This window comes from Chitinophagales bacterium, assembly GCA_041392475.1.
Taxonomy (GTDB): Bacteria; Bacteroidota; Bacteroidia; order Chitinophagales; family UBA2359; genus JAUHXA01.
This window is the reverse complement of the sequence record JAWKLZ010000002.1, coordinates 252,312-264,634: the sequence shown is the minus strand read 5'-3', so window position 1 is coordinate 264,634 and position 12,323 is coordinate 252,312. Positions and strand designations below refer to the sequence as shown.

Genomic DNA, 12,323 nt, shown 5'->3' with positions numbered 1-12,323 from the left:
AATAGAAGAAAACGATGGTAATTAGAAAAAGCAAAATGGTTTCATTCGTTCCTCAAGGAAATTTGGCTATATTTAAGCAGCCAAAATCATTCACAATTAAAATCAAACACTATGAATCCAAAATTACGAGTCAAACTTTCGTTGATGCTCAACTATTTCGTGTTTGCTATTCTGCTGAATAGTGTCGGAACGGTCATATTGCAGGTACAAAACAATTATGGTATATCGGAATCGGGAGCAAGTATATTGGAGGTTTTCAAAGATTTGAGTATTGCGATTACTTCTTTTTTGGTGGCATCTTACATTGTGCGGATTGGCTACAAAAGGGCTATGTTGTTGGCTTTGCTGTTGGTGACAGTAGCGTGTTTGGAAATGCCATTTTTACCGAGTTTTTGGATGACTAAACTATTGTTTGCCACCGTTGGGGTGAGTTTTGCGCTGATTAAGGTGTCGGCTTTTGCGACAATTGGTATTATCACCGAAGATGATAAGGAACATGCCAGTTTTATGAATTTTTTGGAGTCCTTTTTTATGATCGGTATTTTGTCGGGCTATTTTGTGTTCAGTGCCTTTGTGGATGATTCTAATGCTGCATCTACGGATTGGTTAAAGGCTTATTTTTTGTTGGCGGGTATTTCTTTTGCTGCTTTTTTACTATTGCTGTCCACGCCTTTGGATGAATCGAAAGTTCAGCAACAACACGATGATAATAAGAGTTTTGCAGAAGAATTTGCAGGGATGATACGCTTAATGGTGAAACCTTTGGTGGGGATATTTATCATTAGTGCATTTGTTTATGTGCTTGTTGAACAAGGGATTATGAGCTGGCTACCGAGTTTTAACAGCAAAATTCTGAATTTACCTACTTCTTTGAGTATCGAAATGGCGGCTATTTTGGCAGGTTCTACGGCTTTGGGACGTTTCTTGGCGGGTTTTGCACTGCAAAAAGTCAAATGGTTTCCGGTTGTTGCAGTGAGTTTGGTTTTAGCAGCAGGATTGGTTTTGGTTAGCTTGCCCTTGGCGAGTGGTATTGAAGAAGGTCGGGTGATTACTGGTTGGTTTGATGCACCTTTGGCAGCCTTTGTTTTTCCAATGATTGGTTTATGTTTGGCACCAATTTATCCTGCCATTAATTCGGCTATTTTGAGTGCTTTACCTGTCCACCAACACGCTCCCATGTCGGGTTTGATTGTCGTTTTTTCGGCTTTGGGTGGCACTACGGGTTCGATGATTACGGGCTATATGTTTGAGCATTACGATGGTCAGACAGCTTTCTATATGTCGTTGATTCCTTTGGCGACTTTGTTGGTGACGTTGTTTGTGTTTAATCGGATGGTGGATAAAAAGTGATACTCGGTGAACGTTTCGGATGTATATAAAACCTCTTTGCCTATACCTTCATGCCCCAATCAGTACAAACCCCGCCCAATCTTGCGGACTGCTTCCCTTCGATTGAATCATCTCTAACTTAGCCCGTTGAAGAGCGGTAGGGTAGGAGTTCCCTTCCAAAATGTAGTGAAACAGTTTTTTGACCAAGAGGCTGCTACTTCGGTCGGGAATGTCGAATTGGGTGAACACAATATTGCTCGCTCCTGCATACAAAAACCCTCGATTTATGGCCATCATCCCTTCACCTTTCTGCAATTTACCAATACCACTGCTGCAACTGCTCAATACTACCAAATCGGCATTCAATTGAAGGTGATAGGCATCGGAAGCATAGAGGAAATAGTCTTTTTGACTTGTATTTGCGTGTTTGTGTGTTTCATTATTTGTGTTTCTGTACGATTGCCTTGAAGTATTTTTCTTTTCTGTATTCCATTCTTGTTCCTTGCCATTCTTCCGAATATCAGGTTCTTGTTTTACCTCTGCCAAACAAATCCCCGACAATCCCGCCTCTTCATCTTCTACGAAACCATGCGTTGAAATCAATAAAAACTTGTGTTTTGAAGCCTCAGACATCAAGTTTTTCTTTGAAGCAGAACCGTATAAAAAAGCTTTGGCATCCATTTTTTTGGCTTGAAAAAGTTGGTAAACTTCCTTCACCTCTGTTTCGGTATTCGGCAACTGCTGCAATGCTTGCTCCATCGCCTGATTGTTTCTCAAAATCTTGCTTTTACCACGTTTGCTTTCCATCTCCAATTCTACAGGTTCTTTTCCATTGAAGGTCACAGGTGCAAGACCCAAAAAAGTATTGGGTAAGTTTTTTGTTACATAACTTTTGGGAACGCCATTCAAAAGCAAAGTAGCGGAATAATGGTAGCAAATTTCAAAGCGTTGGAGGAGGTAAGGAAGGTCGGCGTAACTTGGATTTGAAGTAGAAGAAATGTCATTTGTCAAAAGGACTTCAAAAGGTAGGTATTCTAAAACATCATGTCGGAGAATAATCAGTTTTTTGGTTTCTGAAATCAAGGCTTCAATGGGCTGAATCAATAGGCCATATAATCGCCTTGCTATCTTACTAAAATCATATAAATCAATCAACTGAATGGATTCTTGAAGCGATTCTATGAGTTCATTGAAGTGAGGAAGTTTGAGAACTTTTTTCACTTCAAAAAGCATATCGGTAAAAGCGAAAATATACACTTCTTTTTTACCTACAAAATAGGACAGGAGGGCTGTTTGGCATTGGATTTCATTGCTGTTCTTCTGTTGTAAATAGGTCTGTATTTTTTCCACTTTCGCCATTTCGATATTGTACTTCAATTGGTGATAAGCGGGGTAATCTTTTTCAAAAGTGCGGATAAGTTGCTGATAGGCTTGCTGTGCGTCGAAATATTCGCTCTGAAATCGGAGTAAAAGTGGATGGATTGTTTCTGTGCCTTTTGCTTTTTGTTGGGCAATACTTTTCTCAAGGTAGGTCAGCTCTCGTTTCAGTTTTTGTTCCTGTTCCAAAAGTTTTGAGGGAATGGCAGCATTTGCTTTTGCTTCATTTTCCTTGACATTGGAGAGCAAAAGTGCGGCTTTGGTTTGTTCGCTAAGAAGGAAAAAAGCACCTTTTTGTTTTGCTTTTTTGCTTGGCATTTTGGTTACTTCAATGAGTTGGTAAACAGCCTTGAAGGTGTCTTCAAATATGCCCAAAGCCGCCTTAGAAAGCCACAATTTCGAGCCTTCAATTTGATGACTTTGACGCATTTGTTGCACAAAATCAATGGTCGTTTGGTAAGTAGCTGCCGCCGTTTGTAGGTCTTTTATGGATTGAGTTGTTTGGTACCAATTGACCAGTGCATTTGCTTTTTTGTGTAGGGTTTCCAAAAGTTCGGTGGTGTGGGATTGGTGTTCAGGAATGATAGGATTGAAATCATAATTTTCTTCATTGAAGTCAGTCACGAGTGCAATGATGGCTTTTTGGTAGGCTTCAATTTGTTTGGGAAAGTTGTGAATATGCTGGTAATAATCACCCAAATGCTGGTACATTGAGTTGATTTTGAGGTGCTTTTTACCATGAAATTTCAATGCCATTTGAAGCGCAGTTTCAAAATGAGCATAGGCCTCAGTTTTACGACCACATTTGAGCAACACTACTCCGATATTGTCTTGAATACGAGCAACTTCTGGATGGATTTCTCCGAGAGTTTCTTTGGCATATTTTAGGGCTAAATGCAGGGACTTCAATGCTTCTTCATAATTACCCAATTGTGTATGACTGTAACCAACATTGCTATTGTTGTTGATTAATTGGGCTTCTAACTCTTTGCCCTCAAACAGTTGTTCCCATACTTCCCGTTCTTGTTTAAAATAGTGTAGTTGTTGGAGGTAATCCCCCTTTCGGCCCAACAAAAACCCTAGGGCATTGTAGCAATTGGCGATTGGATGAAGGTGTTTTTGTTCAGCTTGTAGAAGTAGGTTCAGTGATTTGTGAATGTAATTGAGGGCTTGGTCTATATCTCCTTTGTGTGTATAATAAAAGCTGATTTTGAAATAATTGTGAGCAACTTTGGGGTGTTTGTCACCCAATTTTTTGATGTAGATAGCCAAACTTTTTTTTAGGTATTCCAACATGTCATCTATCAAACCCAAGTGATGACTACAAAAAGCAAGAGATTCATAGGTTTCAGCCGTACTTTTTAGCTCTGAGAAGCCCGCTCGAAGTTTGATTTCGAGTGCGGTTTCGTAATGCTTTTTTTGAAGTTGGAAATCTCCTATCTGACCGTAATAGAAGGCTAAAGAATGGTGGGATGCAGCGATTTCGAGTGGAAATTGTGCTTCTTTGTTTTGAAGTAGGTCTATTGCCTTCAAAACATGTTGTTTGCCTTCTTCAAACTGCCGTGCATTCAAGCAGTTTTTACCCAGTTCTATGTAGCATCGTACTTTCCATATAGGACTTGTAGAAAGGTGCGTATTTGTAATTTCAAGACTTTGAGCCAAAAGCTGAATCGCTTTTTCATGTTGAAACAATTCGTAGTAGCAGTGGACCATTTCTATGTGAGTTTCCAATAGAGATTCCCATTGTTTGCCCTCCTCAAAATTCTTGGATGCTTTTTTCCATTTTTCTAAAGCTGTATTGTATTGACCCGAATGAAACAGGTCTTTGCCTTCCTCAAAAAGTCTTCGGGCATCTTGTAGGTGTATTCGTAGGTTCATGGCATTTTTTACTAAAAATAAGCAATTCTTGTCAGAACACTGCAAGAATATTGCCATATTGAGGTTTTGAAGTTTTTACTGATGCTACCCATACTTTTCCACCAACCGCCGAATTACTTTAACAATCGGATACTGTTCGCCCTGAAAAATATAGTGATTGATCAAACCGTCCACCGTAGCAAACAAAATATGGGCTTCGGTAGAAGTTGCCTCTACTTTTGTGGTTTTCAATAAACTCTGAAAATGGTAATGCACAAACACCACCATTTCATCAACTTCTTCCTCCAATAGTTCTTGAACAACTGCCGACATTCGCAAACTGTAAAACAACCGCCAAAAATCGGGATGTCTGCGAATCAGTCGAAACGTGTTTTGAAGAAATACCTCTAAGGTCAAATCTCTGTACCTGTCCTTCTTAAACATCGCCTTGATGACCCCAAATCCCTCTAAAAAAATCGCCTTTAGCAGTTCGTCTTTGGAGTCGAAGTAGTTGTACAACAAGCTCACACTCATTTTAGCATCTTCTGCAATTTTACGAGTTGTCGTGCGTTCATAACCATTCACAGCAAACAGCCTCAGTGCCGTTTGCATGATTCTTTTTCGAGTAGCATTGCTTTGTTCTTTTCTGGTGATAGGCATAGACAAGCATTTGGGAGTACCAATTAAACTGCCAAGTTAAGAAACACTATTCAGATAGCAAATCCCAACCCCACGCTTCACCTGTCCATGCACTGTAAGTGCTGATTCTAACAATTCCTGAATTTTTGTTGTAAACCGTAGTTGTTCCAGGGCCATCTACTTGCATCGGCACATTGTTGATGACAATGTTTAAGCGATCATAAAATATTCCAAACAGTGAATAATTCTCTGCATAACCTTCCGAATAACTTTCATTGTGTGGGCCAATTACTTTCCAACCTTCAATGGTCATTGGATTTTCGGTAATGGGTGTAAAAGAGAGTGCTGCGTTTTCATCATTCAAATAGCCGATGTGAGAACTTCCATATTGTTCTTCTGACAAAGAAGTCGCACTGATTTGGTTGTCTTTCACTGCAATGTGGTAGGTATTGACTTTGTTTGCATCCCAATACCGTTTTTCCCAATTGGGTTCGGTAAGCGATCTTGAAGCTGGTGTCAGGTAGTCTTGGAAGACAAAGCCTGTATCTGTTTTTTCAGTAACCTCCACAATCAAGGTGTCTGCCAAATATTCAAAATTATTATTGCTGTCGTCATAGTAATTTTCACCCATCAAACGAATGTAAATGCTTTTTTGACCAACTTCCAAACTCTCAAAGTTGATTTTATTGCTTTCAATTGGTTGAGGTTTAGGCATATCGTCATCGCCTTCTTTGTCACAAGAAACCATTGAAAACACGATTATCAATAGAAAGAACACCGAAAAATATTTTGAAGTAAACATAGCAAAGAGGTTTAACGGATTAGTAATACTGTAAAATACGGCTATACAATTTAAATCGTTGCTTTCAAATCGTTGCTTTCTTCAATTCATCTCTTACTTCCATCAGTACAAAACCCAATAAATTGCTCCCCAACCAAGTATTTGGATTCTCAATGTTCGGTGCATCCTGCGTCAATCCAATCCCCCAAATCGTATCTAAAGGACTTGCCTCTACCAATACCGAATTGCCTGTACCCAAAAGATAGTCCTTCAATTTGGTACTCTTCCCAAACTTGTGCAAGTTTCCTTCCTTTACAATCTCATAGCAGACCTTATCCCAAATAGCGTGGTCAAAATTCCGTACTTTCCGCCCCAATCGTTTCGCTTCGGCAGGTGTTTTCGCTTCAATGATTTTTTGGTACATTTCTGTATCGCTAAAGGTTTTTGCTTTCTTTGCCATCATCCAATGTTCGGCAGATTTGTACAAAATTCCGTCCACTTCAAACACTCCTTCCCACCACTGACTGAAACAGGTCTTATGGATTCGCCCATTTTTTGTTTTGGGCGTATGTCCCCAAAAAAAGATATAACTCTCTATTGTACCCGATTCGTAGGCTTGTTTTGCCCAGTCTAAGTTGTATTTCATTGTTTTATAGGTTTTGATCAATACTTCACCACCTTCCGAACCTCCACCATTCTATTTTCCTCCTTCAATTTCACCCAATAAAGCCCATTTGGAAAACGGGTCAGGTCAATAAAGCTATCATTTTGAAGGTTTTGAAGCAGCAGCAGTTGCCCCAAATGATTCCTCACTTCAATAACAGCCGTAGGAGAAAAATCCCCCGAAATAGAAAAACGCCCCATGCTCGGATTCGGAAAAATTTGCCACTTTGCAGCAGCCGAATTTGAAGGAATGGACACAATACCACAAGCCATTTTCACTTCTTCCACCGAATTGCAGCCTGCCACATTTTCAACAATTACACTTACATTTTCAGGTATTTGTAGATAAGCACACACACTTTCTACATTGCACTCCGAAAGCGAAAAAGAATCCACAATGAACAAACTGTCCAATAAGGTTGGGTCTAAATTATCCAAACCTTGCAGACTGCTGAGGTTGTCATTCGCTTCAATTGAAAGATAACCATCTATAGCTGTCAGGTTTTCAAAACCTTGAAGATTGATGATAGATTCGTTTTGTAGGATTCGTACAAAATCCTTTACATTTTGAAGATTTTTGAAGCCTTCCAAGTTGAGAAAACCGCTGTTGTAAATACTCAATCCTCTACCAATATGCGTCAATTTATTGAAGCCCGAATCCATGTTCTCCAAAGCCTCACAACTCCCAAAACTCAACCGCCCACCAACAGAAGTAATATTGTCCAGACCTTTCAGGCTTGTTTGGTATTTGTTGTTGGTGATTCCAAAATCTCCTTCTACAAATTGAAGATTTTCTAAGCCTTCAAAATTATTGAAATCAACATGGTCGTTAAAAGCTATCTCTAAATGTTCGCCCACACTGACCAAGGAAGCCAAACCCTTTAAATCTCGTAAATTGTCGTTCCTTCTGATTTGCACATACCGACCAATTGAACTGACATTGTGTAAGCCCTGCAAACTGCTCAAGGCGGAATTGCGGTTGAGGACTAGGAGCCCTTCCATTGTCGTAATGTTTTGAAGGGCAGTCAAATCTGTCAAAGTTTCATTTGTCCATAAATACAAACCATTAAGCGTGTTTAGGTTGTGCAATCCCTCCAAAGAAGTGACTTGAGGACAATTTGAAATCGCCAATCGCCCATTTATGGCTGTCCAATTTTCTAAAACATGAAAGTTTTGGAAGGCATCCATTCTCGCCAATGTCAAATTTTCACCAAGAGACACGTTTTCGAAACCACTTAAATCGGTAATCAATGGATTGTCCCAAATAGATAGGTCTTCACCAATCGTTTGAAGCCCTGCCAAGCCATTGAAGTTTTCCAAATACTCATTGTCGGTAATGTTCAAAGTACCGCCTACACTTGTGAGTTCTTGTAAATCGGATAAATCACTAATATGCGTTTCGCTAATAATGAAATCACCTCCAATATGGGTCAAATTTTCCAACCCTGCCAAGTTCGTAAGTGGATTGTTAACGAAGATAAGATTGTAAGGATATTCGGTAAGTGTTTGAAAACCTGTAGAAAGACTCGTCAAAGCGGTATTGAACTCAATGAAAATATCTCCTTCAATGGATTGAAGTCCTTCTAAACCTTCCAAACTCTCCAATTGACTGTTGCTCTTTATCTCCAAGCTCTTTATTGAAGTGATTTTTTTCAGGGATTTGATATGGATAAGGGAATAATTGTAGGTAATAACCAGCGAATTGCCAATAAATTGCAGGTTTTCAAGTCCATCGAAATTTTGCAGAGAATCGTTTTGTGTGGCAACAAAACGTGCTCCGACTTCTTGTAAATTGTTGAGACCTTGTAAGTTTTTCAAGTCTGGGCATTTGCTGATATATACAGACTTATTGACTTTTTCGATGGAACTAAAAGCGGATAGGTTGTTGATATCCAACCCATCTCTAATAACCAGCGAACCTTCTATTACCCTACAATTAGGATAATTGATGACAAACGAGTCAATTTGGGATTGGTTGGTGAATACTGCTCCATCAGGCAAACAGTTTTGGGCGAAAACACTACAAAAAACACATAAAAATAAGCTAAGGGAAAAGTAAATTTTGAGCATAAATATTGAATTTTGATTCTGTTATAAGAATGATTGTTTGGAGTAAATAGTTCCATTTGAGCCAAAGGAATAAGATGTATGATTTACCTTTTTCCTCTTTTCCGTTTTTAGAATAGACAGGCATGAACGAACTCTAATCAAAAAACAAGCTACTATGCACAAACTACTACTGACTTTCGGAGTCTTGATTTTTGGGCTGCAATGGGGAATTGCAGGGAATGAATGTGGGGTGTTGGAGGATATAGAGGCGGTGGATGATTTTGGGGAAACCTACAGGGGAATAATATTGAAAATCAATGTTTTGGATAATGACAAAGGGGATAACATCAAGTTGGTTGAAATAAGCGATTACCCAAAAGGTATCATTTTAAATCGGGAAGAAAATGGATGGATTGAGTATGTATTGAATCCTTCAACACCTTTAAATTCAAAGGATAGCCTTGAATATGTCATTGAAGATAGTGACGGCAAAAAAGATTCGGCACAGGTGTTTATCAATTTTTTGGAAGATACTCCTTTGTATGGACAGATTTATTTGGATTGTACTACATTGTTTGACTGCTATAATTGTAAATATTTGGAGGTGAATATATTGACAGGTATTTACCCTCCATTTGAAATAACCTATCTTACTGAAAATTATTCAGTAAGCAAGGTTTTGTTAGAGGGAGAAAGCCTTTTTGAGCCTGTATGTATTTCAGAATGGGAAAAATACGAAGTGTTTATATCGGATAGTGAAGGCAATGTATTTTACTACACAAGTGAGTTTTGGTGTAGTCATCTGCCATATTGCTATCCTAATTGGAAACCTTATGAACTTCAATGTAATGGGGACGGAACGACTACTGTTCAATTTGAGGCGGATGAAGTAATAGAAGAAGCCTATTGGACTGCTCCAGATGGACATAGGCAAGCATTGAAGGATGGGGATATTGTTTTGGATAGGTCTTATTTGCAGTTTTTTCAAATGTGTGGAGGTCAATCTGATACTTTGGTGAATTGCTTTGGTGCAAGTGATGATTATTTAGTGGTGGGTCTTGGAAGGAGTAGGTTATTGAATATCATGGAGAATGATTTTGGAAAAAATATTGAAGTTAGTGAGATTTTGACACTTCCTGTTTGTGGAGAATTTCAAGCTTGGGATTTGGAAAACTATATTTACTACAGTTCGGAGGAAAATGTGAACTGTGAGGAAGACAGTTTGAACTATGTTCTCACCAATGAATTTGGGCAAAAAGATACCGCAACGGTATGGATTGAAGTAGAACAAGAGCCTACTTTAATTTTGAATTGGGAGGTAGAGTGTCATACAGAGGTTTTGGGTTTGTTGTCTGTTACCATCGAAAATGGAGCGCCTCCTTACTCCGTTTTTGGGCTTTTTAATGATGATATTGTTGAGAATTACTTTTCAATGTTTATACCACAAAATGTGAATGCGTTTGTTGAGGTAATAGATGCTGATAGTAATTCTGCTAAGTTTGAACCTACTTATTGGGGGCAATGTATTGGAGAGTGTTACGAGCTTGCTGACAAAAGTTATTGGGGAACTTATACCATTGAATGCAATGGGGATGAAACGGCGAATATTGAAGGTTCAATCGTAAACAATGCAGAGGGTTTTTCGACTCGAAAATCATTTTGGATAGAATCTGACGGAACTTACCACCCACTTGATTTTGCCGAAATTGGAAACATTGCTTTCCCCAATCATTCTTATTTTTATGTGGAAACCAAGCAGTCTGGTCACATTGACGGCTTCATCAACTGCCGAACATCTGATATTGAAGCAGTGGATGACTTTGGCTCAACATTTCCTGGTGAAGATGCAATTATCAATGTCTTAGCGAATGACCAAGGAGATGGGCTTAGAATTACTCAAATTATAGAGTTGCCTCAATGTGGCGAAATTTTGGAATGGTCGGAATATGGAGAGGTAGTTTATTTGGCAGATGTTGATACGGAATGTACGGTTGATAAATTTGTGTATGAAGTAGAGGACAATTGGGGCGAAAAAGATACGGCGGTGGCGACGATTTTTATTGAGCATTTTCCCTTGCTGATAGTAGAGGCAGAACGAGACTGTTCTGGGGCTTATGAAACAGGAAATTACTCATGGGATATTTTTGTTTATGGCGAGATGCCTCCCTTTCTGATTGATATAAATGGGCAAGAAGACACACTGTATGAGTCAGGTATGATTAGTTATGAGTTTTTAGAAACTGGCACTGCTCAATCTTACGAATTATCTGTACGAGACAGCACAGGGCAGGAGTTCTATGAAATGTTTACTGTGAATCCTTGTGTCTATTTGAATTGGTTTTGTGAAGAAGGAGGGGATTACAAACCTAGCATTACTTGCCTTGGGGGAGGGGATGTAAGGGTGGAAATTTTAGAGAGCCTTGTTGAAGATGCTCATTGGGTAGATTTTGAAGGAGTCGAACATCCTTTGAAGCAGGCAGATACGATTCCTGATTTCTCCTTTTTGTCCATTCCTCTTTTGGATGGAATAGGCTTTGACACCTTGATAAATTGTCTCTCTGCCAACGATGATTTTGTTGATATTTCGATGGGAGAGATTGCATTCTTCAATGTTTTTGAAAATGACTTTGGGCAGGAAATACAGGTTTCAGATATTGTAGAAATGCCTCAATGTGGGGAATTGTTGGAGTGGTCTGCCAATGGTGAAATGCTATACAGAGCAAATGAAAATAAAGAGTGTTTCAAAGATTCATTGGTATATGAGGTAGTAAATGATTTGGGCGAAAAGACAACTGCAAAGGTTGAATTTGGAGAAGACTTAAACGGAAGTATGTATTTGGAATGGGAACTATTGGAGTGTGATGATTCCGTTTGTCAGATAGAAATTACCATTGAAGAAGGCACTCCTCCTTACACCATAATGGGGAACTACAATGATGTGATGGAAGACAATGTCTTTGGACTAATCATTTTTTGTGGTGAAAACTTTAAAATAGAAGTCACGGATAGCAATGGGCAAACAACTTTTTTAGGATGGAATTCCTCCTTTGAATGTTTTGGATATGATGATTGTTACCAACCCAGATTTATTCATCAGTACCTCGAAATAGAATGTTTGGGGGAGTTTGGTGGGGTTGTTCATTTCTTAGAAAGAATGAACATCAGTTCTTTAGATAGGGTTTTCTACATCAACTCCCAAAACCAATACCACGAACTAAGAAACCAAGATACCATTCCAAATAACAGCTACTACTACTTAGAACTAAAACACTTAGGTCACATAGACGGCTTCGTCAATTGCCTTACTACTTCAATTGAAGAAGAAACCGAAATCCTCTCTAATTCTTTCCTTCAATTGTACCCCAACCCGAATAAAGGACAATTTTCCCTCCAAATCCAAACACCCAAACCTTCCCTTCAATATTACCCAATTCAAGTTTACAACACAAAAGGACAATTGATTTGGAAAGGAACGGTACAAAACAATCGCTTGGAAACCTTAGATTTGGGGAATGTAGGAAGTGGATTGTATGTATTGCAGATGGTGATGGAGGATGAGGTTTTGGTGGAACGGTTTTGGGTGGAGTGAGGGATTTAGATTCCATAGGTTTTTCGTAAATTTGTGCCA

The 12,323-nt window shown here is 39.0% G+C and carries 7 protein-coding genes; 2 read left to right on the top strand and 5 right to left on the bottom strand.

Going from position 1 to position 12,323, the window contains the following annotated elements; translation table 11 throughout:
• The first annotated feature begins 111 nt into the window (after positions 1–111).
• A complete protein-coding gene (locus R3E32_14575; protein ID MEZ4885956.1) occupies positions 112–1,350 on the top strand; it encodes an MFS transporter in 1,239 nt (412 codons plus the stop codon).
• A gap of 48 nt (positions 1,351–1,398) precedes the next feature.
• Here the strand turns inward: R3E32_14575 and R3E32_14570 are convergent, their stop codons facing one another.
• From R3E32_14570 to R3E32_14550, 5 genes are all read right to left on the bottom strand, one after another.
• The gene (locus R3E32_14570) at positions 1,399–4,584 is read right to left on the bottom strand and encodes a CHAT domain-containing tetratricopeptide repeat protein (GenBank protein ID MEZ4885955.1); all 3,186 of its coding nucleotides are present in this window, start codon (positions 4,582–4,584) and stop codon (positions 1,399–1,401) included.
• 84 nt (positions 4,585–4,668) lie between these two features.
• Complete coding sequence (locus tag R3E32_14565) at positions 4,669–5,223, bottom strand: TetR/AcrR family transcriptional regulator (GenBank protein ID MEZ4885954.1); 555 nt, start codon at positions 5,221–5,223, stop codon at positions 4,669–4,671.
• A gap of 46 nt (positions 5,224–5,269) precedes the next feature.
• Positions 5,270–6,004: a hypothetical protein gene (locus R3E32_14560; GenBank protein ID MEZ4885953.1), complete on the bottom strand. Its 735-nt coding sequence runs from the start codon at positions 6,002–6,004 to the stop codon at positions 5,270–5,272.
• Positions 6,005–6,068: 64 nt separating this feature from the next.
• Entirely contained in the window at positions 6,069–6,629 is a 561-nt protein-coding gene (locus tag R3E32_14555; GenBank protein ID MEZ4885952.1) for an NADAR family protein, read from the bottom strand.
• Positions 6,630–6,646: 17 nt separating this feature from the next.
• Complete coding sequence (locus R3E32_14550; protein MEZ4885951.1) at positions 6,647–8,716, bottom strand: T9SS type A sorting domain-containing protein; 2,070 nt, start codon at positions 8,714–8,716, stop codon at positions 6,647–6,649.
• Between the two features lie 154 nt (positions 8,717–8,870).
• Between R3E32_14550 and R3E32_14545 the strand changes: the two genes are divergently transcribed.
• Positions 8,871–12,284 carry a T9SS type A sorting domain-containing protein gene (locus R3E32_14545; protein MEZ4885950.1) on the top strand — a complete coding sequence of 1,138 codons (3,414 nt, stop codon included), beginning with the start codon at positions 8,871–8,873 and terminating at the stop codon, positions 12,282–12,284.
• Positions 12,285–12,323 lie beyond the last annotated feature (39 nt).

Bases quoted from the DNA above. Each gene is read 5' to 3' on its own strand.
- R3E32_14545 (MEZ4885950.1), top strand. From the start codon at position 8,871: ATGCACAAACTACTACTGACTTTCGGAGTCTTGATTTTTGGGCTGCAA.
- R3E32_14575 (MEZ4885956.1), top strand. From the start codon at position 112: ATGAATCCAAAATTACGAGTCAAACTTTCGTTGATGCTCAACTATTTC.
- R3E32_14550 (MEZ4885951.1), bottom strand. From the start codon at position 8,716: ATGCTCAAAATTTACTTTTCCCTTAGCTTATTTTTATGTGTTTTTTGT.
- R3E32_14565 (MEZ4885954.1), bottom strand. From the start codon at position 5,223: ATGCCTATCACCAGAAAAGAACAAAGCAATGCTACTCGAAAAAGAATC.
- R3E32_14560 (MEZ4885953.1), bottom strand. From the start codon at position 6,004: ATGTTTACTTCAAAATATTTTTCGGTGTTCTTTCTATTGATAATCGTG.
- R3E32_14555 (MEZ4885952.1), bottom strand. From the start codon at position 6,629: ATGAAATACAACTTAGACTGGGCAAAACAAGCCTACGAATCGGGTACA.
- R3E32_14570 (MEZ4885955.1), bottom strand. From the start codon at position 4,584: ATGAACCTACGAATACACCTACAAGATGCCCGAAGACTTTTTGAGGAA.